At 35.9% G+C, this 19,460-nt stretch carries 21 protein-coding genes; 8 read left to right on the forward strand and 13 right to left on the reverse strand.

Going from position 1 to position 19,460, the window contains the following annotated elements; all coding sequences use genetic code 11:
* The gene (locus ACZZZI_RS11650; RefSeq protein WP_316755386.1) at positions 1–180 is read left to right on the forward strand and encodes a hypothetical protein; all 180 of its coding nucleotides are present in this window, start codon (positions 1–3) and stop codon (positions 178–180) included.
* 95 nt (positions 181–275) lie between these two features.
* Here ACZZZI_RS11650 and ACZZZI_RS11655 read toward each other — a convergent pair whose 3' ends face one another.
* From ACZZZI_RS11655 to ACZZZI_RS11670, 4 genes are all read right to left on the reverse strand, one after another.
* On the reverse strand, positions 276–1,868 hold the full coding sequence (locus ACZZZI_RS11655; RefSeq protein WP_424059177.1) for a M28 family metallopeptidase: 1,593 nt from the start codon (positions 1,866–1,868) through the stop codon (positions 276–278).
* A gap of 283 nt (positions 1,869–2,151) precedes the next feature.
* A complete protein-coding gene (locus ACZZZI_RS11660; RefSeq protein ID WP_344767889.1) occupies positions 2,152–2,949 on the reverse strand; it encodes an ABC transporter permease in 798 nt (265 codons plus the stop codon).
* Between the two features lies 1 nt (position 2,950).
* Positions 2,951–3,859, reverse strand: a complete 909-nt coding sequence (locus tag ACZZZI_RS11665; RefSeq protein WP_463489507.1) for an ABC transporter ATP-binding protein — start codon at positions 3,857–3,859, stop codon at positions 2,951–2,953.
* A gap of 2 nt (positions 3,860–3,861) precedes the next feature.
* Positions 3,862–4,035 carry a hypothetical protein gene (locus ACZZZI_RS11670; protein WP_316755394.1) on the reverse strand — a complete coding sequence of 58 codons (174 nt, stop codon included), beginning with the start codon at positions 4,033–4,035 and terminating at the stop codon, positions 3,862–3,864.
* A gap of 249 nt (positions 4,036–4,284) precedes the next feature.
* Between ACZZZI_RS11670 and ACZZZI_RS11675 the strand changes: the two genes are divergently transcribed.
* Together ACZZZI_RS11675 and ACZZZI_RS11680 are read left to right on the forward strand one after the other, a co-directional pair.
* Complete coding sequence (locus ACZZZI_RS11675) at positions 4,285–5,316, forward strand: sensor histidine kinase (RefSeq protein WP_463489508.1); 1,032 nt, start codon at positions 4,285–4,287, stop codon at positions 5,314–5,316.
* A 58-nt stretch (positions 5,317–5,374) separates the two neighbouring features.
* A complete protein-coding gene (locus ACZZZI_RS11680) occupies positions 5,375–6,124 on the forward strand; it encodes a LytR/AlgR family response regulator transcription factor (RefSeq protein ID WP_316755399.1) in 750 nt (249 codons plus the stop codon).
* A 51-nt stretch (positions 6,125–6,175) separates the two neighbouring features.
* Here ACZZZI_RS11680 and ACZZZI_RS11685 read toward each other — a convergent pair whose 3' ends face one another.
* The 3 genes from ACZZZI_RS11685 to ACZZZI_RS11695 form a co-directional block, all read right to left on the reverse strand.
* The gene (locus tag ACZZZI_RS11685) at positions 6,176–6,925 is read right to left on the reverse strand and encodes a lysophospholipid acyltransferase family protein (protein WP_316755402.1); all 750 of its coding nucleotides are present in this window, start codon (positions 6,923–6,925) and stop codon (positions 6,176–6,178) included.
* Positions 6,926–6,981: 56 nt separating this feature from the next.
* Positions 6,982–7,536, reverse strand: coding sequence for an NUDIX hydrolase (locus tag ACZZZI_RS11690; protein WP_316755405.1), 555 nt, complete (start codon positions 7,534–7,536; stop codon positions 6,982–6,984).
* 85 nt (positions 7,537–7,621) lie between these two features.
* Entirely contained in the window at positions 7,622–10,111 is a 2,490-nt protein-coding gene (locus tag ACZZZI_RS11695) for a TonB-dependent receptor (protein ID WP_316755407.1), read from the reverse strand.
* A 218-nt stretch (positions 10,112–10,329) separates the two neighbouring features.
* Here ACZZZI_RS11695 and ACZZZI_RS11700 point away from each other — a divergent pair, with 218 nt between their 5' ends.
* Positions 10,330–11,259: an NAD(P)-dependent oxidoreductase gene (locus ACZZZI_RS11700; RefSeq protein WP_463489509.1), complete on the forward strand. Its 930-nt coding sequence runs from the start codon at positions 10,330–10,332 to the stop codon at positions 11,257–11,259.
* Positions 11,260–11,302: 43 nt separating this feature from the next.
* Here the strand turns inward: ACZZZI_RS11700 and ACZZZI_RS11705 are convergent, their stop codons facing one another.
* Positions 11,303–11,824: a GNAT family N-acetyltransferase gene (locus tag ACZZZI_RS11705; RefSeq protein ID WP_344767876.1), complete on the reverse strand. Its 522-nt coding sequence runs from the start codon at positions 11,822–11,824 to the stop codon at positions 11,303–11,305.
* Positions 11,824–12,246: a DUF6157 family protein gene (locus tag ACZZZI_RS11710; RefSeq protein ID WP_344767874.1), complete on the reverse strand. Its 423-nt coding sequence runs from the start codon at positions 12,244–12,246 to the stop codon at positions 11,824–11,826. The genes ACZZZI_RS11705 and ACZZZI_RS11710 overlap by 1 nt, the downstream gene beginning before the upstream one ends.
* A gap of 149 nt (positions 12,247–12,395) precedes the next feature.
* Here ACZZZI_RS11710 and ACZZZI_RS11715 point away from each other — a divergent pair, with 149 nt between their 5' ends.
* Positions 12,396–12,872 carry an OsmC family protein gene (locus ACZZZI_RS11715; protein WP_344767872.1) on the forward strand — a complete coding sequence of 159 codons (477 nt, stop codon included), beginning with the start codon at positions 12,396–12,398 and terminating at the stop codon, positions 12,870–12,872.
* A 50-nt stretch (positions 12,873–12,922) separates the two neighbouring features.
* Here ACZZZI_RS11715 and ACZZZI_RS11720 read toward each other — a convergent pair whose 3' ends face one another.
* Positions 12,923–14,800 carry a M1 family metallopeptidase gene (locus ACZZZI_RS11720; protein WP_344767870.1) on the reverse strand — a complete coding sequence of 626 codons (1,878 nt, stop codon included), beginning with the start codon at positions 14,798–14,800 and terminating at the stop codon, positions 12,923–12,925.
* A 358-nt stretch (positions 14,801–15,158) separates the two neighbouring features.
* On the opposite strand from ACZZZI_RS11720, the gene greA reads away from it, so the two are divergent.
* Both greA and ACZZZI_RS11730 read left to right on the forward strand, forming a co-directional pair.
* On the forward strand, positions 15,159–15,632 hold the full coding sequence (gene greA, locus ACZZZI_RS11725; RefSeq protein WP_025146397.1) for a transcription elongation factor GreA: 474 nt from the start codon (positions 15,159–15,161) through the stop codon (positions 15,630–15,632).
* Between the two features lie 85 nt (positions 15,633–15,717).
* On the forward strand, positions 15,718–16,116 hold the full coding sequence (locus tag ACZZZI_RS11730) for an HIT family protein (protein WP_316755424.1): 399 nt from the start codon (positions 15,718–15,720) through the stop codon (positions 16,114–16,116).
* Between the two features lie 20 nt (positions 16,117–16,136).
* Here the strand turns inward: ACZZZI_RS11730 and ACZZZI_RS11735 are convergent, their stop codons facing one another.
* The 3 genes from ACZZZI_RS11735 to ACZZZI_RS11745 form a co-directional block, all read right to left on the reverse strand.
* Positions 16,137–17,027 (reverse strand): pirin family protein, encoded by an 891-nt coding sequence (locus tag ACZZZI_RS11735; RefSeq protein WP_316755426.1) that lies wholly within the window; start codon positions 17,025–17,027, stop codon positions 16,137–16,139.
* Between the two features lie 125 nt (positions 17,028–17,152).
* Positions 17,153–18,253, reverse strand: a complete 1,101-nt coding sequence (locus tag ACZZZI_RS11740; RefSeq protein ID WP_316755428.1) for an NADH:flavin oxidoreductase — start codon at positions 18,251–18,253, stop codon at positions 17,153–17,155.
* 12 nt (positions 18,254–18,265) lie between these two features.
* Positions 18,266–18,568, reverse strand: a complete 303-nt coding sequence (locus tag ACZZZI_RS11745; RefSeq protein WP_316755430.1) for an ArsR/SmtB family transcription factor — start codon at positions 18,566–18,568, stop codon at positions 18,266–18,268.
* Between the two features lie 174 nt (positions 18,569–18,742).
* Between ACZZZI_RS11745 and ACZZZI_RS11750 the strand changes: the two genes are divergently transcribed.
* Positions 18,743–19,321: an RNA polymerase sigma factor gene (locus ACZZZI_RS11750; RefSeq protein WP_316755432.1), complete on the forward strand. Its 579-nt coding sequence runs from the start codon at positions 18,743–18,745 to the stop codon at positions 19,319–19,321.
* The last annotated feature ends 139 nt before the right edge of the window (positions 19,322–19,460 follow it).

Below are 19,460 nucleotides of genomic sequence, written 5' to 3' on the forward strand. Positions count from 1 at the left end.
ATGAAAAATGCGAGCACACCAAAGAACAATTCAACCGTTCAAGGAAGTTCTATTGCCGATAGGGCAAATCACGATTTAAAAACAGATAAGAAAATTCAAGGTATAACCAATGGCGGGGGACAACGTTCCGACCAGACTTCGAATAAAGACAATCAAAGAAAGTACGATAATAAGAAATAGACTTCTGTCTTTCTCGGAATATTAAATAGGCAAAAACGCCTTGCCAATTTATTTTGGCAAGGCGTTTTTTACTAAAAGTAAAAGTATTTTTTGTTTTAATTACGAGCAGGTGTTGCAGTTCCTGTTGCAGCAGCAGCTGGAACGGTAGGCAATTCTTTTCTTGGGATTTGAGCATCGCGTTGCGAAGTGTTATAAACAAAAGAGGCAACAATTGTAGATGCTTGTTTCAAATCATCCTCAACTAACCTATCGTAAGTATCCATATTACTGTGGTGCGTACGTGTATTATAATCTGCAGGATCTTGTATAAACTGGAAACCTGGGATGCCAACTGCATCAAAAGCCTGATGATCTGTACCGCCTGTATTGCTTATGGTAACTGTTTTAGCACCTAAATCGGCAAATGGTGTTAACCAGCTTTGAAAAATTGGACCAGCTGAAGCGTTACCTTGCAAATAAATACCACGAATTTTTCCAGTACCATTATCTAAGTTATAATAAGCCGATATTTTTTTATGATCTGGCGTTAAAACCATCGTTTTTGGGTCGCCGAAATGTTTTGCAACATAACCTCTCGAACCGAATAAACCTTGTTCTTCCGAACTCCAAAGTGCAATACGTATAGTACGTTTTGGTTTAAAATCAATTGATTTTAAAATGCGCACAGCTTCCATCATTACCGCAGAACCAGCAGCATTATCTGTTGCACCAGTTCCTGCGTGCCACGAATCGAAGTGACCGCCAATCATAACCAACTCTTCTTTTAATTTTTTATCCGTTCCTGGAATTTCGGCAATTACGTTATAGCCTTGAGGATCTTGATCGTAAAACGAAGTTTTAATATCAGCCTCTAATTCTACAGGTTTGCCAGCACGTAATAAACGAAGAATATGTAAGTAATCTTCTGCCGCAACTTCTAATTCTGGAGATACTGGTTTAGCATCTAAAGCATACGAAGCACCATTGCTGGTAAAGAATGTACCTTGACCGCCACGAGCGTAAGTTAAAATTAAACCTACTTTTTCTTCAACAAGCATAGCGCTCATTGCTGCACGTACTTCACGCATCTTCATCATTTGCGCCATCATATTATTAGCACCTGGGCGTTGCCCGCCTCTTGCACCAGCAGCCATTGGTTTTGCATCAGCCATTTGTGTTAAAGTAGAATCTGCATAACGATTGAAATCTGGTTTTAAGCCACTTTGAAGTGGTGCGCCTGCATCCATCATTACAATTTTGCCTGCAAGTTTTCCTTTGTATTTTGCTAAGTCTGAAACACTATCTGCTTTTATTAATACAACTGAAGATTTAATTGGGCCATTTGTACCTGGTGTCCAAGCCTTAGGCGAAGCAATAAGTGCATGGTAATATGGTAAAGTTGTAGCAGCATAATATTTGTCGATTTGCCATCCTTTACCAAAGGTTCCCCACGATTCTAAATGAGCATTTTTTAATCCCCAATCGGTAAGTTGTTTAACGGCCCATTCTTGAGCTCTTTTTAAACCAGGTGAATTTGATAAACGAGGGCCATTAACATCTGTAAGGTTAAATGCAATGTCCATTACCTTAGAATTCTCAAGGCCTTCTTTTCTTAGTTTTTGAATAATTGCGGCATCGGGAGCGTCTTGCGCAAAAACAGAAACGCAAAAACCTAAGGCTAGTGCGGTTGTTGTAAATCTTTTTATCATTTTTAAGTTAGCTTGGATTGATTTTAAAGCTAAAAATAAGGTTTATGTACGCTTTAAACTATTTACAATGAGATTTTTACATCGTTACAAAGTTGCATTTAGACTTTTTTTGTCGGCAAATGGATGGGGAGTAATTAAGTTTGTAGCAGAAAACGGAGTTAAATAAACCTTATTGCAACAAAAAGCCCGCTCTCATTTTTTTTGAGTGCGGGCTTGAAGTGTAAAGAAGGACTTACATTAACTGGAAAGCTGCAATTGCTTTCCAAAAAAAATCTTCGATATATTATTTGATGCTTTTTTTAGATACAACGAAGTATCCTATTACGAAAAATACTGTTGCATAAATTAAGCTTGTGTATATTTCTTGTGTAAATACTTCAAATGCTAATGGATCGCCACCTTTTTTAATTTTAGTAATTCTTAATGCTAAGGCAGGCAAACTATATGGAATTAAGTAAGCATACTGCCAGTTAAGGCTAGCGGTTACAATACCCATAATTGTACCCACAAAACCAATACCCATTGGTTTAAGAAAATCGGACCAAACTAAGCTCAAAATAAATTGAAGTGATAAGATGCCCAAAGAGGAAAGGAATAATTTACTGTAAGAATTTATTAAAAAAGTAGCTGGGTTATATTGATTGAAGGTATATTTTGGAACCAAAATCTGCAATAAATAACCAAAACCAAAAGTTAATGCTGCAAATAAAAACAAGCAAATAAATATTAGTAAAACCGCATAAATATATTTTGCGGCATAAATAGAAAACTTATTAAGCGGTTGGGCGAAAAGTGTTTTCCATGTATCGTTTTTATGTTCGATGTTATTTACCGAAAAGGCCATAAAAATTACATAAAAAGGCATTATTAACATACCCATAACGTTTAATGTTGCGCCACTATATCGTGCCCATAACATTAACCCTGGATAATTTAAAGGCAAAATTTTATCAGAGCTGGAGTAAAAACCAAATGATACAAGCGAGCAAATAACTACTGGTAATAAAATAGCTGCCCAAAATGCCAGCGTTTTTCTTGATTTGTAAAACTCGGAAACTAAAGAAATGTATAAAGAGCGCATATTAATTGTTTTTGGTGATGTCTAAGAAAAGGTTTTCTAAATCTTTTCTTTGTTGGTACAAACTGGAAACGGTAAAACCATTCTGAATTAATAAGGTGTTTACGGTTCCGCTTACTTTGGTGCTTACATACGGGATAATGATTTTTTTAGCGGTTTGATCGGTAATTTGGTAACCCGATTGGCGTAAAAAAGTAGCAGCTTCACCGGTTTTATCTACATCAATTTCGAGCATAGGTTTGCTCAGCAAATGAAGCTCATCAATAGTGCCTTGAAACAATAATTGTCCTTTATTTATAATGCCAACATGGGTTGCAGTACGTTCTATTTCAGCTAATAAATGGCTGGAAACTAATATGGTTTTATTGTGATGGGTGGCAAGATCTATCATCAGGTTACGAACTTCAATAATTCCATTAGGATCTAAACCATTGGTAGGTTCGTCCAAAAGCAAGAGTTCGGGATCTGAAACTAAAGCTAAGGCAATGCCTAATCTTTGTTTCATACCTAAAGAATATTTGGTCGATTTTTTATTTGCAGCTTCTGTAAGGCCAACTAATGCAAGCATTTCATCAGCTTTGCTTTTTTTAATGCCCAATAAAATACAACGGTTTATGAGATTTTCTTTTCCAGTTAAATGACCGTAAATAGCAGGTTGCTCTACCAAAGCACCAACACGTTTTAGCGTAGCAATACGATTGCGGTTAATTTCTTTACCAAAAAGAAAAACCTGATCAGGTGGCGACTGAAGCAGGTTTAGCAAGATTTTTATAGTGGTGGTTTTACCAGCGCCATTTGGCCCTAAAAAACCATATATACTACCCTTGGGTACTTGTAGCGATAAATCTTTTACAATGGTCTGGTTGCCAAAGTTAAAGTTAAGACCAACAGTTTCAATTGCAAAATTACTCATGCTTATTTAAAAATAGCGGTAGCTTGTTTTACAATTGAAGTCGAAGTTTTAGCAGGTTTAACTACTATTTCTCCATTATCGTTTTGATTTGTGTTGATAGTAAGTGTTAAAACTATCATCATAAATACAGGTAATAATAAAAGTAAAAATGGCGAGGTGTTGGCTAATTTTTTCATGGTTGTTTCGTTTTGATAGTTCAAAGAAACAGAAGAAAATTATCCTGCTAAAATCTATTATACCAAGTGTTAAAGATTATAGATAAACGGGTGTTTTTGGCGTTTGTCGATAAATTTTGCCCGATGGACCGTTCGTAGAAAAAAAAAGCCAGTTGGTAGATTGTATAGTTAATTATAAGTTTCTTTATTTATTTTGGTTGCACGATTAAATTGTGAGCTTTGCAGCTTGCATTCCTATAGAAAGTTAATATGAAAAAAAGTAGAGGGCCGCTAATATTGCATAGTTTTTTTTGGGTTATTATATTAATCATCGCTGTTTTTTTGATGGTAAGTGGTAATTCGGAAGTAAGTATTAAACGTCAATTAATTTCTTTCGGAATCTTCGGGGTTTTAAACGTTTCGGTGTTTTACATCAATTATATTTTCCTGATTCCAGAGTTTATCAAGAAGAGAAAAAAATATTTGTTTTATATTATTGCCTTCTTTCTAATTATTGCAGCTTCATCTTTAGTAAAAACGGTAATTGCTGTTTTAAATCCTGTTGATATGCTGGGCTATAAAGCAGATGGTAAGGCAGGCGAATTCACCGTAAATCAATACGCAGTTGGAAAAGCATTAATCGCTGGATTTTTCTTGGTAAGTAGTAGCATTATCAGCTTTATTATCGATTGGTTTTCTAGCCAAAGTATTCAAAGAAACCTGGAAAGTGAGCGTAAAGAAATGGAATTGCAGTTTTTAAAATCGCAGTTAAACCCACATTTTCTATTTAATTCCTTAAATAATATTTATTCTTTGGCTTACCAAAAATCAGATAAAACCGCTGATGCGATAATGAAGCTTTCGGAAATTATGCGTTACATGATTTATGAAAGTAATACACCTACGGTGGCTTTAAGTAAAGAGGTTGATTATTTAAAAAACTATATCGAACTGCAAAAAATAAGGTTTAAAGACGGTGCTTTTATTGAGATGACTTTAAACGGCGAAATTGATAATCAGAAAGTTGTGCCTTTAATGTTAATCTCTTTTGTAGAAAATGCATTTAAACATGGAGTGGTTAACGATCCTGCCGAACCAGTTAAAATTGATATTATTGCGAACCAGAAAATTTTGCATTTTAGTGTAATCAATAAAAAGAATAACCAAAATAAAGATGCACAAGGCGGAGTTGGTTTGCCAAACGTAGAGCGTAGGTTACAGCTTATTTATCCCGACAGATATAAATTAAATGTTGTAAATTCGGCTACTCATTATACTTGCGAGTTGATGATTGATATTTAAATTGCGAACCAAATACCCGATTTTTTTATCTTTTTATTGAAAATTAATAGCTACCAAAATGAATTTAAACTGTATTGTTGTTGATGATGAGCCTTTAGCATTGGATATTTTGGAAGATTATATTTCCAAAGTACCTTTTTTAACCATGGTTAAGCGATGCGAAAATCCGATTGAGGCTTTACAGATTGTTCAGGGTGGCGGCATTGATTTAGTTTTCCTTGATATTCAAATGCCCGAACTTACTGGAATACAATTTTTAAAAATTGCAGGTAACAAGTGCCATTATATTCTAACCACAGCATATCCAGAGTATGCTTTGGAAAGTTATGATTTAAATGTATCTGATTATCTTTTAAAACCAATCGCCTTCGACCGTTTTTATAAAGCTGTAGAGAAAGTTCATAACCAGCAAAAGCCTGCTGATGTTGCACCACCACAAATTCAGCCTTTAATAACACCCGCACCATTTTCAGGCTCTCCTAATCCAGTTCAAGATTTTATTTTTGTTAAAACTGAGCATAAAATTCAAAAAATCTATCTTCATGATATCTTATACATTGAAGGATTGAAAGATTATATTTCCATTTTTACTAAAGATGAACGTGTTATAACGCTTCAAAGCATGAAAAAGATGGAAGAAGCCTTGCCACAAAGTCAGTTTATCAGAGTGCACAAATCTTATATTGTAGCGGTTGATAAAATTGAAAGCATTGAGCGAAGCCGAATTACAATTAACAAAAAGATAATTCCAGTAGGCGATACTTACCGCGATGAATTCTTTAAAGTTATCGGTAATAAAAACATTTAGTTTTAAGGTAAGTCAATTATAGATCGACTTTATATCTTCGTGGATGATCGTTTATCCAGTTACTAAATGCTGCCCCAATACCTTTCTGATTTCAGTTTCAATTTCTAAAGTAATTTCCTCAGCGGTTTTTTCGGATGGTTCAATGGGCTTTAAAACGGTCCATTTTATAGCATTACCAACAGTAAGCGGAAACATACCAAAACGAACAATTTTCCAGGAATTTTCGATTGCTACGGGTACAACTAAAGCGTTTGGGACAACTTTTAATAAGGTTGCTACACCCCCAAACTGAAATGTTTTTACTCGCCCGTCTTTGGCTCTGGTTCCTTCAGGAAAAATCACTGTGCTCCAGTTATTATCCTTCATTCTGCGGCCGAGTTTTATAATTTCGGAAATCGCTTGCTTATTATCTTTTCTATTAATGTTTGCACCACCACCTAAGCGAAGATTAATCGAAATAGATGGAATGCCTTTAGTTAATTCAATTTTCGAAATAAACTTTGCATGATATTTTCTTAAAAACCAAATTAAAGAAGGGATATCGTACATGCTTTGGTGGTTAGCTGCGAATATAATTGGTCTATCGGTTGGTAAATTAAAATCGTTTTTAAAACTTATCGAATTCAACAAAAACAGCTGGCAATAGGTTAAAAAAAAGTTTAGAACGTCTACTGAAACTTTGTGTGCTTTATAGCCAAAAAGCTTAAAACATATCCATTGAATGGGATGAAAAATGCAAAGCATTAGTCCGAAAAAGAAATAAAATACCGGGGTTAATAGGTAACCGAAAAACTTACTCATTTGGTTTATTTAATTGCGCAAAGATAATGATTCGAACCAATGCTATGAATTTGAAATTACAACTCTTGATTTAACATCATCAATTTTGCTTTCAAAATCGCAGCAACGCTCATCGAATCGGTTATATTTCCATCTAAAACCATTTGATAAACCTCTTGGAAAGGTAATTTTTTTACAACGAGCTGTTCAGTTTCTTCGGGTGTCGCGGTGCCCTGCGATAAATGAGTAGCGACATAAATAATACTCAATTCATCACTTACAGAATTAGATAAATGCATCCGCTGAATTTCTCGCCAGTGTTTCGCACTCATGCCAGTTTCTTCCAGTAACTCCCGCTTTGCACTCTCAATGGGATCTTCATCCAGCGGGCCCCCGCCTTCGGGAATTTCCCAGCTATAGGCTTTTAAGGGATAACGATACTGGCCCACCAACCAAGTATTATGGTTTTCATCCAGTGGCAATATGCCAATTGCAAGGTTTTTGAAATGAACCTCGCCGTAAATTCCTTTTCCGCCAGATGGATTTATAACCTGGTGTTCAGTAAGTCGAATCCAGTTATTATCATATTTTTCCTGGCTTTCCAGGGTTTGCCAGGGATTAATTTCTTCCATGACGCAAGATAGAAAATATGGCACAAATTGCGGATAAGAAAAAAAGGCGTTCCGAGGATTTTCGGAACGCCTTAATAAGCTATTGTTAGAATGAACCCTCATCAGGTCTGCTTTCCTGCTGATCTTCTTTCTTTGGTTTTTTAGTATTATTAAATAATGTTTTTCCGAAACGATAAGAGAAAGTAAAACTTCCCATAGTTCCCTGCATTCTACGTTCAAAATCAACAATGGTTGATCGATCTTCTGTCGTCATGTTCCATCTGCGGGTATTTAAGATGTCCCTAATGTTAAAACTAAGCGAGGCTTTTTTGTTTGGGAAATCGTATTTGGCACCGCCGTCAATTCCATACATCGCATTTCGTTTACCCTGCGCCATTACTTCTGGGCCACGATAATCGCCTCTTACCTGTATAGACACATTTTTCGCTACCGTTAAATTACCGGTTACGTTCGCGTTCCAGGCAAAGCCACTAGTTGGCGCAATATCGAATCTAGTATCGCCAGCAAACTTAGCTTGGTAAAGATTTACGTTTGTGGTAAAGTTTAAAGCCTTAACCAAATCAAAGCGACCAATTAATTCTAAACCACTATTAATTTGGTTGGTTAAGTTTTGAGGAGTGGAGGTAATAATTCCATTAACAGGTGTGCTTCTAACGCGTTGGATTACATCATTTGTTTGACGGAAGTACAAACTCGAAGTAAAAGTTACCTTCTTAAAGTATTTGCTGTAACTCAATTCGAAAGAGTGAACATCTTCTGGTAACAAATTAGGATTACCACCTCGATAGTTTAATGGATCTGATACATCAAGAAATGGATTAGTATCCCATGGTCTTGGACGATTAACGCGGCGGGTATAACTTGCCTGAACTTGCTGATCGCCTTTTAATTTTTGAGTTAAAAATACACTTGGGTATATTCTTTTATAGTGGATGTTACCATTGCTGTTAGTTAGTACATTGCCAGTGTAACCTTCTAATTCTGTATCTAAACGTGCATCTTCTGCTCTCAAACCGATTTGATATCCAAAATCTTTAATTTGGTTTTGATAGTTTAAATAGAGTGCATGAACTTGATCTTTACTATCGAAATTGTTAATTAACTTGTTGTTTTGGACGTAAATGCTAGTATTTGTTGGTATCGAATCTGCGTATTGGTTGTTTTCTCCCAAACGAATTTGACTACGATAACCAGCTTCCACCTTGCCCGATTTTCCTACAGGTAAAGCATAATCTGCCTGAATGTTATAGTTAGAATTATTTCCAGTATTAAAAACTCGTTGTAAACTTAGCGTTTCATCAATCGGCGTACCGTTTCTATTCGTTGTATTGGTGTTATAAGTTTGGTCATTGTTGTTATTGCCCGATGAATACCCGAAATTGAAAGTCAATTCTTCTTTTGGTTTTTTAAACTTTTGAGAATAATCAACGTTCAAGTCATAACTATTTCCATAACCATCGTTAAAGTTTTTTCTATTGCTTAATAAAACAGGGTTTAACGAGGCGCCTAATTGTTGAATGTTAAGTGTTTCATTCCGTTCGTTTTCTCTCGAGTTGAAACCGCCAGATAAACTCAATACACTTTTTGGTGCGATGTAATAATCTAAACCAGCCTTAGCATTGTGCCCTTTATCTAAAGAATTTGATACTGTACTTTGATTTGCGAAATAAGTGGAAGAAGTAGGGGTTTTATAAGTAATATCCTGGAAACCGCCTCCAAGACGATTGCCATAGCGATAGCTGTAATTACCATAAAGGTTAACTTTGCTGTTTTGAAAACTCAAATTTGTATTTCCATTGTAGTTGTCTCTGTTTCCAGCAGTTAAGGCAACGGAGCCATTAAAACCTAATTTGGTGTTTTTCTTTAAAACAATGTTTATAATACCCGACTGGCCTTCTGCATCATATTTAGCAGATGGATTGGTAATTAATTCAACACTTTCGATAGAGCTTGCTGGAATCGATGCCAGAATTTGCGCCACATTACCACCAGCAATTAGTGATGGTTTACCATCAATTAAAACTTTAACGCCTGTCGAACCACGTAAGCTTACGTTTCCATCCATGTCTGTCGATACCGAAGGCACATTTTGCAATAAATCTCCAGCTGAACCACCCTCGCTTACCAAACTTTGATCTACTGAAAATACCTTTTTATCAATACCCAATTGCATGGTTGCTTTTTGTGCGGTTACCGTAACATCTTTAAGAGCGTTGCCTGCTGCGGTTTTCATTTTAATTTCACCGAAATTTAGCGTTCCGCTTGTTGGTGTGATAACGACATTGTCTCTCACCATAGTTTGATAGCCAACAAAACTAATTTTAAAAGTAAAAGTTCCAGCTGGTAAATCTGGCAAAGTGAAAGCACCATTCATATCTGTTTGGGCAAGTTTAACATTTGCCTTTGTTGCCTTGTCTGTTAAAACAGCGGTGGCAAATGGAATGGTCTCTTGGGTTTGAGCATCTTTAAGGATACCAGTTATTTTGGCTTTACCGCCAGTTTGGGCAAATAAACTAAAGGAAAGGCAAAGAAAAAGCAGAGTAATTTTTATTGTTTTGAATTGTGTGAGTCTCATTAAATTTTAAAAGTTTTTTATAATTTTCTTAAAGAGTGACAAAGAAACGGCAAGGAAGTTTAATTTACGTGCCGTAACTATTTTATTACAGCTGTTTTAGGGTAATATTTTTGTTGTTATAAGTTTTAGCTATTCGCTTTATAGTGAAGTAACACCTATTTCAAATTTGAGTTTACAAACACATTTCACAAATCTTAAAATGTTACTTTTGTTTTATCATGAGTAAAAGAATATTAATTGTCGATGATTTACATCCTGCTTTTAAAGAACAGGCTATTTTAATGGGTTACGAGGTTGATGATGAACCGCAGATTACCCGTCAGCAAACTTTAGAGAGAATTGCCGGTTACGATGGTATTGCCGTTAGAACAAAATTCAGAATTGATGCAGAAATTTTTGCAGCAGCTAAAAATTTAAAGTTCGTAGCCAGAGCAGGTGCGGGTTTGGATAATATCGACGATAAAATTGCTTTGGAGCGAAACATCACTTTAATTAATGCACCAGAAGGAAATTGCGATGCCGTTGGCGAACATGCTACAGGCTTGCTTTTATCATTAATGAATAACTTTCGCAGGGCGGATCATGAAATTAGAAATGGAGTTTGGGATCGGGAAGGGAATCGTGGCTACGAATTAAAAGGTAAAAAAGTAGGCATTATCGGTTATGGCTTCATGGGACAGAGTTTTGCCAAAAAACTCGCAGGTTTTGAAGTCGAGGTGATGGCTTATGATAAATATAAAACGGGTTTTAGTGATGCTTTTGCTCGCGAAGTGAGCATGGAAGAAATTGTAAAACATTGCGATGTTTTAAGCCTGCATATCCCTTTAACGGCCGAAACGAAACAAATGGTAGATGATGAATATTTCTTCCATTTCAAAAAACCTATATTTTTCATCAACACGGCTCGTGGGGAAATTGTTAATGTAAGCGCCGTTTTGAATGCCATTAAAAGTGGTAAAATTTTAGGCGCAGGTTTAGATGTTTTACAAACGGAGAAATTTCCAGCACTATCAGAGCAAACCTGGTATAATGATTTGATAAGCAATGAGCAAGTGATATTAACACCCCACGTTGGTGGCTGGACTTTCGATTCCTACCGCAAAATATCTGAGGTGCTCGCAGAAAAATTAAAAGCGATTTCGTTATAGGTTAATTAGTCCTCGTTTAAGCGAGGACTAAAATAATTTTGTTTTAAAACAATTTAAGCTTCATCAATTTATCGGTTTGTTTATCATCGCCCAACCAAAAGGCATGGGTGTCGAATTCAACAAAGCCATTTTTTTGATAAAAGCTGATGGCTCGTAGGTTATGCTCCCAAACGCCTAACCAAATATATTCTACACTTTTTTTATTGGCAATTTCTAAAGCTTTGCGGTATAATAGGTGACCTATTTTTTTGCCATAAAAATCTTTCACAACATAAATTCGCTCAATTTCTAAAGCCTTTGGGTCTTTTAAATCTGTTTGTGCCTCGCCGAAGTTCAATTTTAAATAACCTACTACTTCACCATTAGCTTTAGCGAAATAGAAAGCAGAATCTGGATTCTTCAATTCGGCTGATAGTTTTTCAGTGGTAAATCCTTCGTTTAAGTATTGCTGCATATTTTCAGCAGAATTACGATCAGAAAAAGCTTCCGAAAATGTTTTTTTAGCAATGATTTGAAGCAGCTCAACATCTGCTACTGCGATTTTTTTTATTTCAATGTCCTGCATTATTTCTTTGATGTTCTCATCGCCTTCAATTTCTTGATGTGCGAGTCATTAACTAATTTTTCGTAAGCTTCAGAGTTGACTTCATAAAGCGCTATTTTGCCTTCTTTATTTGCATGCACCCCAAAGCCATATTTTTTGGGTAATGGCGATGCCCTGAAACAAGCTTGCCCCTTTGAAAAAAATGTTACCCTTGCCGCCTTTTGTTCTGATTCTGAAATGTCGTTACGTTTTACGAAAACTTCAAAAAGCACATCGTCCGACGTGTAAGCGTATGGTTTTTTAGAAACCATTTCAAACTGCATCTCAGCGATAGTTTGCTCATCTCCTTTCGGTTTTGGTATAACACCATGAGTTGCAGAACTATCTTCGGCAACCTCAATAAAGGTGTCGAAATAGTTAGTGGTATGGGTTCTATCAATCATATATTGATTTTTCGGGTCAAATTATCTTCCAATCAAAATACAATTATTTTAAATAGCACAGAATTATTTTTTTTAAATCTCTTTCTAAAAACCTGTTTTTATCAATCTTAATTTCCTAAATTGGATTACAAATTCTAACTAATTATATCATGCCGAAAGATCATTTATATAAAACCAATGTAACCTGGACAGGAAATAAAGGTTCGGGAACAATGGATTACCGTTCGTACGATCGCGATTATTTAATTTCTGTAAACGGTAAAGCCGATATTTCAGGTTCATCAGATTCTGCTTTTCTAGGCGATAAATCGAAACATAATCCAGAGGATTTACTTTTAGCCTCAATTTCGAGTTGCCACATGCTTTGGTATTTGCATTTGTGTTCTAAAAATGAAATCGTAGTGATCGATTATAAAGATGAAGCAGTTGGAATAATGGAAGAATTGGCTGATGGAAGTGGTCGGTTTAAGGAAGTAACTTTACATCCTCAGGTTTTAATTGCCGATAAGGCGCACTTTGAATTGGCAGAATCCCTTCATTCAGAAGCTAACAAAATGTGTTTCATTGCCAACTCGCTAAATTTTCCTGTTAAGCATGAATCTGGCTGTAAGGCCGAGAATAGTTAAATAATTGGCCTTTTCATTTAATACTGGTAAATGAAAAAGGCCAATTAAAATTATTTTACTTCGTAAATATTATCTGCTGGCGTAGCATCCATATAAATGCCGCCATCCAAAGCAATCGATTTCATTTTTCTATTTGTATTAATCGTCATAGTCACTTCTTTCTGGTTAACCTTCCAAACCGCTGGGGTTTTATGGATCGTTTCGGTTTTACCTTCTGAATCTGTTACCTTAATATCGAAAGGAATTGCAAAACCACCCTCATTTTTAATTACAAAAACTGCTTTTCCTGCCGATAAAGAAACTTTCGTAAGTGCTAAATCAATATAATTGTTGGTAAAAAACCAGTTTTGGAAAAACCAGTTTAAGTCTTGGCCTGCGCCAGAATTCATCGAGTTAAAATAATCCCACGGAATAGGGTGTTTTCCGTTCCAGTTACTCATGTAATTATGCAAGGCTTTTTTAAATAAGTCATCGCCAAGCATATCTTTCAAAGCTAAATATGATAACGATGCTTTACCATAAGAGTTGTTTCCATAACCCACGCCCGAAACCTGGTCCGACATCGAAATTACAGGTTGATCTTCTTCTGTAGACTTGTCGTTAATATATTTCTCAACCCTGAAATTTTTATAGAATTTATCTGCGGCTTCTTTGCCACGCTGACTAATGCCTATTAAATATTCGAAAGTTGTTGCCCATCCCTCATCCATATAAGCATAACGGGTTTCGTTAATGCCCATGTAAAAAGGAAAATAAGTGTGCGCCACTTCATGGTCTTGAACCAATTGTGCAAAAACAGGATCTCCAAAGTTAGAATCATTAACCATCATCGGGTATTCCATATCGGCAAAACCTTGAAAAGCGATGGTTTTAGAGAATGGATATGGAATGCCTGGCCAGTTATTCGAAAACCAATCCAGGGCATATTGGTTGTATTTTACCGAATTAACAAAATCTTTTCCTGTTATTGCATTATAAGCGGCCTGTGCACTTGCTCTGCGATTCGTTTTCTTATCTACAACAACACTTGCGGCATCCCAAACATAATGGTTGCTTAAAGCAAAAGTAACATCTGTAATGTGGTCGGCCTTGTATTTCCAAATGTTATCCTTTTGCTGCGTTACTTTACCATCTTTCATTTCCTGTTCAGTAGCAATATGCATAACCTCATCGCTGGTGTAAGATTTTTTTAAACGAGCAGAAAACTCTGGTTGTAGCACTTCATCAGGATTTAATAAATCTCCTGTAGCATAAACAACATAATTTTTTGGCGCTTTAACCGAAAAAATGTAATCGTTAAAATCGTTATAAAATTCAGCTCTATCGGTATGGGGAATTCTATCCCAACCGTTATAATCATCGTAAACAGAAATTCTTGGATAACTATAAGCCACAAAGAATGAATTTGGATCAATTTGTCCTTCTCTGCCGCTTTCCTTCGATAAAGGATAATCCCAGTCTATTTTAACCGTAATTTTCGATTTTGGAGCCAAAGGTTTTTTCAACTTTACATTTCCAACGGTTCCCCAGTTTTTGCTGTCCACATTATAAGTTTCTCCATCAACAGAAAATGCAATAATATTTAAGCCTGTAGTTAAAAAATCGGGACTTACCGCACCACCTCGTGGCGAAGTTGGTTTATGTAAATTGTTTACAAAACGGATGGCCAGGGTTTTTAAAGTATCGTTACTGTTATTGCTGTAAATAATTTCTTCTTTACCGCTTACTATTTTTGTTTCGGCATTAACAGCAATATCCATATTGTATTTGCCATGATTTTGCCAGTAGTTTTTGCCAGGTTTACCATCAGCCGAGCGGGTTCCTTTCGTGTAAGCAGCTTTAATGTTTCTGGGCATATAAAGTTCTTGCGCAGAAACCGCCTGATTGCCTAAAACGGTAATCAATGCTATATAGAATAATCTTCTCATTTTATGAATATTTTGGCTAATCTAAAAATAATGCATGAGTTTAGCGTTAAGGGATAACAATTAGATGTTTCGATGAGCCAAGTTTTTTGTGCTGATAAATTGTCGGTTTATAAATGTACAGAGATGCATTTAAGAGAATTCAACTTTGATATATGTGAATTAATATTCCTAATAGATTTCTAAAACTTTATGTCGCTCCATAATCATGTTAATTCTTAATTCACAAAAATCGTGTTCAATTATTTGCTTTTGTAATTTAAGCATTTTATCTTCGTTATAATTGAAGCAAGACTATGTAGCAAACCAACTATATAGTCTTGTTTGTTTTTTATAGCGTTTGAATAAAATTAATAGAGCAATGACAGAGGTAACATACTACACCCAGGAGGGCTTAGATAAATTAAAAGAGGAAGTTCATTATTTAACTACCACCGGCCGTCAGCTAATTTCTAAAGCAATTGCTGAGGCGAGAGATAAAGGCGATTTATCGGAGAATGCAGAATACGATGCGGCTAAAGAAGCGCAGGGTTTGCATGAGGCAAAAATCTCAAAATTAAAAAATACATTAGCAAACGCACGCTTAATTGATGAATCGAAAATGGATTTATCTAAGGTGCTTGCTTTATCTATAGTTAAAATTAAGAACGTTAAAAACGGCGCTACTATGACTTACCAATTAGTAGCCGAAACGGAAGCAGATTTAAAAACAGGAAAAATTTCTGTTAAATCGCCGATTGCGCAAGGTTTATTAGGAAAATCAGTCGGCGAATTTGCCGAAATTGAAGTGCCTGCAGGTAAAATGCAATTCGAAGTTTTAGAAATTTCAAGATAAGGTTTAAGGCGGAGGACTTAAAGCTTAATGTTTTTACTCCGCTACTAAAAATTTAAAAAATCCACCTTTAAACCTATACCTCAAAATGACCATCTTTTCCAAAATCGTGGCTGGCGAAATAAGCGCTCATGTAGTTGCTGAAACAGTAGAATATCTTGCTTTTTTAGATGTTTCGCCATTAGCAGCGGGGCATGTATTGGTAATTCCAAAAATCGAAAGAGATTACATTTTCGATATGGAAGAAGATCTTTATGTTGGACTTTGGATGTTTGCCAAAATTGTAGCTAAAGGTTTAAAGGTTGCTTTTCCTTGTAAAAAAGTAGGTGTTTCGGTAATTGGATTAGAAGTACCTCATGCTCACATTCATTTAATACCTATGAATGATGTTAGCGATATGAATTTTAGCAAAGCCAAGCTAAGTCCAACTCAGGAAGAACTAGCTGAAGCAGCAGAAAAAATAAGACAAGCTTTATTAGAAGAGTAGGTTTTCTTTCTCAATCAGCGTTAACGCTTAATAAATTTACTTTGATCTGGTAAGGGTACAAAATCAGTTTCGCCAGGAACTGGTTTATAGCTTTGATTTTGCCATTTTATTTTAGCTTCTTCTATTAATTCTTTATCAGATGAAACAAAATTCCAATACATAAAACGTTCTTCGGGAAATGGTTCCCCGCCGAAAATATAAACACTGGTATTTTCATGCATTTCAAATTCGCAAAGTTTAGCGTTGTTAGCAATTAAAATATGCTTTGGTTCGAATATATTGCCCTCGCTTTCTATTGCTCCTTCTAAAATATAAAGCGCACTTTCGCCAAATAAGTGGTCTCCAATATTAATTTTCTGCCTTGATGAACTTTTAATTTCTATCAAATAAAGCGGACTATAAACAGGAACTGGAGATTTTCTGCCGAAAGCTTCACCAGCAATTAGTTTAAAATTCACCCCATTTTCTTCCCATTCGGGGATATCTTTTCCTTCTACATGAAAAAACTCAGGTTCCATTTGCTCTAACGCTTTTGGTAAGGCTACCCAAATTTGTAAACCATGAAGCATTTTATCACTTTGTCTTAAATAATCGGGTGTTCTTTCTGAATGCACAATTCCACTTCCCGAGGTCATCCAGTTTACCTGTCCTGGCTTAATCACAACGTTATTCCCTAAACTATCTTTATGTGTTATTTCTCCTTCAAAAAGAAAAGTAAGCGTAGATAAACCAATGTGCGGGTGAGGAGGTACATCTAGATTTTCATGGTCGCTCATAGCCGCAGGTCCCATATGGTCGATGAAGGAAAACGGACCAACCATACGTTTCTCTCTGAATGGTAATAACCTCCCAACCATAAAATTGCCAATATTGGCTGGGCGTTCATCGATAATGAGTTTGATATTTGACATGATTTTGCTAAATTATTTAATACTGTGAATTTAGGGAAAAAGGCTGAAAACTAATTGGGAAAATCAGTTGTAAAACAAAAAGGCCCCGAGTTTCGGAGCCTTTTAACCTTAATTAGAAAGAAAAATTATACCAGCTCCATTAAAGCCTCTTTACTAAAGCCTTTAAGTTCGTTGGTACGATTATTTTTAATTTTTTCTACCCATTGTGGGTCTGCTAAAAGTGGGCGACCAACTGCAACTAAGTCGAAATCACCTCTATCCATTCTGCGAACCAATTCATCAAGCGAACTTGGTTGTGAACTTTGACCTGCAAAAGCACCAAAGAAATCGCCATCTAAACCAACCGAACCAACTGAAATAGTTGCCTTGCCTGTAATTTTTTTAGCCCAACCTGCAAAGTTTAAATCAGAACCTTCAAATTCTGGTTCCCAGAAACGGCGCTGAGAACAATGGAAAATATCGATTCCAGCATCTGCTAATGGTGTTAACCATTGCTCCATTTCTTTCTCATTTTTTGCTAGTTTAAAATCGTATGCAGCAGGCTTAAATTGCGATAAACGAATAATTAATGCGAAATCTTCTCCAACACGTTTACGCACTTCTTTAATTACTTCAACTCCAAAACGGGTGCGTTCTGCCAAGGTTTTACCACCATAAATATCGGTACGGTTGTTGGTTGCATCCCAAAAAAACTGATCAATTAAATATTGGTGTGCACCATGAATTTCTACCGTATCAAACCCTAACGCTTTTGCATCTGCTGCTGCCTGGCCGAAAGCTGCAATCGTATCAGCAATTGCTGAATCTGTCATTGCTACGCCGTTTTCAAAGCCAGGACTGTTAAAAGATGATGGGCCTTCAAATGGAGTGCTTGGTAACCAGCCAGAAGCATGATTTGCATGAATACCCTGGTGCCAGATTTGTGGTCCCATTTGACCACCTTTAGCATGAACACCACGGATTACTTTTTCCCATCCAGCTAAAGCCTCCGTTCCATAAAAATGAGGAATGTTCGGGTCTGCTGATGATGAAGGACGATTAATAACCGTTCCTTCTGATAAAATTAAACCAACTTCGCCTTCAGCTCTTTTTGCATAATATTCTGCAACATCGGCAGTAGGTACACCATCAGGCGAGAAAGATCTCGTCATTGGAGCCATTACAATTCTATTTTTTGTGTTTAATGTTTTCAGGCTAAATGGCCTAAATAAACTATCTGTGTTCATATTATTTTACTTTTATAATTCGGAATTAATGATGTTGCTTAGTTTTTCAATACCTTCTTTATTGCGTTTATAGTAAGTCCATTGGCCAACGCGTGTGGCACAAACTAAGTCGGCTCGTTGTAAAATAGAAAGGTATTCGGAAATTGTACTTTGAGATAAGCCAGCCTTTATTTGAATTTGCCCAACACAAACGCCAACATTTTCGAAATCAGCATTTGGCTGTTCAGGAAAATTTTCAGCAGGCTCTTTTAACCAGTTTAAAATCTGCAAACGGGTTTTATTAGATAAGGCTTTAAAAATTTCTACTTGATCCATGCACAAATGTATATCGACTTTTTCCGATATGCCAATATTAATTTATAAGATTACAATAGCATGTAAAAGAGCTTTATAAACGTTAATAAAACAGTTTAAATAAATTGTATGCCAAAAAATTTTGTTAGGAATTAACTTAAACTATTCCTTACATTCGTATAATCATCTAACCAAATGTCTAACTACAGATCATTAACTGACAACGAACTATTCGGTCTCATTCAGTCTGGAGATAAGTATGCATTCGAAGAAATATACGAACGCTTTAATGGCTTGCTGTATATTTATGCTTGCAAACTGGTTTCCGATCGGGAGGATGCCAGAGATATCGTTCAGGAGATTTTCGTTTACCTGTGGAGCAATCCAAATATTAAAATCAAGTCTCAATTATCAGCCTATTTATATACAGCTGTTAGATATAAAGTTTTCGATTGGCTAGATAAGAATAAGTCGAAATCTAATTACCTGCTTTCTTTAGAGAGCTTTATTGAGCAGGGAAATTGCATAACAGACGATTACATACGCGAAAGGGAATTTGCTTCTATAATAGAAAAAGAAGTTAGTTTATTGCCACCAAAAATGCGTCAGATTTTCGAAATGAGCCGCCAGCAACATCTTTCGCAAAAGGAAATTGCAGAGCTATTGCACCTTTCTGATAAGACAGTTAAAAAGCAAATGAGTAATGCTTTAAAGGTTTTGCGCCTAAAGCTTACCTCATTTATTTCTCTAGCAATCATCTTGCTAATAAGATAACAATTCTCAAAAAAATAGCTCAATTATTTTTACCTAATGTGATTTGTTTCGAAATAAACATTCGTTTTGAGGCTTTCCATGCCTTTTTTTAAAAAAAGTGAAAATATTTTTCTTTTATCTACTACCTGAGCCTCACTTA

Source organism: Pedobacter sp. AC190 (genome assembly GCF_979258025.1).

What these genes read in the sequence shown, in the direction of transcription:
- ACZZZI_RS11710 (WP_344767874.1), bottom strand. Translation starts at nt 12,246, where the DNA reads ATGATTGATAGAACCCATACCACTAACTATTTCGACACCTTTATTGAG.
- ACZZZI_RS11685 (WP_316755402.1), bottom strand. Translation starts at nt 6,925, where the DNA reads ATGAGTAAGTTTTTCGGTTACCTATTAACCCCGGTATTTTATTTCTTT.
- ACZZZI_RS11650 (WP_316755386.1), top strand. Translation starts at nt 1, where the DNA reads ATGAAAAATGCGAGCACACCAAAGAACAATTCAACCGTTCAAGGAAGT.
- ACZZZI_RS11745 (WP_316755430.1), bottom strand. Translation starts at nt 18,568, where the DNA reads ATGGATCAAGTAGAAATTTTTAAAGCCTTATCTAATAAAACCCGTTTG.
- ACZZZI_RS11740 (WP_316755428.1), bottom strand. Translation starts at nt 18,253, where the DNA reads ATGAACACAGATAGTTTATTTAGGCCATTTAGCCTGAAAACATTAAAC.
- ACZZZI_RS11720 (WP_344767870.1), bottom strand. Translation starts at nt 14,800, where the DNA reads ATGAGAAGATTATTCTATATAGCATTGATTACCGTTTTAGGCAATCAG.
- ACZZZI_RS11690 (WP_316755405.1), bottom strand. Translation starts at nt 7,536, where the DNA reads ATGGAAGAAATTAATCCCTGGCAAACCCTGGAAAGCCAGGAAAAATAT.
- ACZZZI_RS11700 (WP_463489509.1), top strand. Translation starts at nt 10,330, where the DNA reads ATGAGTAAAAGAATATTAATTGTCGATGATTTACATCCTGCTTTTAAA.
- greA (WP_025146397.1), top strand. Translation starts at nt 15,159, where the DNA reads ATGACAGAGGTAACATACTACACCCAGGAGGGCTTAGATAAATTAAAA.
- ACZZZI_RS11660 (WP_344767889.1), bottom strand. Translation starts at nt 2,949, where the DNA reads ATGCGCTCTTTATACATTTCTTTAGTTTCCGAGTTTTACAAATCAAGA.
- ACZZZI_RS11665 (WP_463489507.1), bottom strand. Translation starts at nt 3,859, where the DNA reads ATGAGTAATTTTGCAATTGAAACTGTTGGTCTTAACTTTAACTTTGGC.
- ACZZZI_RS11750 (WP_316755432.1), top strand. Translation starts at nt 18,743, where the DNA reads ATGTCTAACTACAGATCATTAACTGACAACGAACTATTCGGTCTCATT.
- ACZZZI_RS11715 (WP_344767872.1), top strand. Translation starts at nt 12,396, where the DNA reads ATGCCGAAAGATCATTTATATAAAACCAATGTAACCTGGACAGGAAAT.
- ACZZZI_RS11705 (WP_344767876.1), bottom strand. Translation starts at nt 11,824, where the DNA reads ATGCAGGACATTGAAATAAAAAAAATCGCAGTAGCAGATGTTGAGCTG.
- ACZZZI_RS11695 (WP_316755407.1), bottom strand. Translation starts at nt 10,111, where the DNA reads ATGAGACTCACACAATTCAAAACAATAAAAATTACTCTGCTTTTTCTT.
- ACZZZI_RS11655 (WP_424059177.1), bottom strand. Translation starts at nt 1,868, where the DNA reads ATGATAAAAAGATTTACAACAACCGCACTAGCCTTAGGTTTTTGCGTT.
- ACZZZI_RS11730 (WP_316755424.1), top strand. Translation starts at nt 15,718, where the DNA reads ATGACCATCTTTTCCAAAATCGTGGCTGGCGAAATAAGCGCTCATGTA.
- ACZZZI_RS11735 (WP_316755426.1), bottom strand. Translation starts at nt 17,027, where the DNA reads ATGTCAAATATCAAACTCATTATCGATGAACGCCCAGCCAATATTGGC.
- ACZZZI_RS11680 (WP_316755399.1), top strand. Translation starts at nt 5,375, where the DNA reads ATGAATTTAAACTGTATTGTTGTTGATGATGAGCCTTTAGCATTGGAT.
- ACZZZI_RS11670 (WP_316755394.1), bottom strand. Translation starts at nt 4,035, where the DNA reads ATGAAAAAATTAGCCAACACCTCGCCATTTTTACTTTTATTATTACCT.
- ACZZZI_RS11675 (WP_463489508.1), top strand. Translation starts at nt 4,285, where the DNA reads ATGAAAAAAAGTAGAGGGCCGCTAATATTGCATAGTTTTTTTTGGGTT.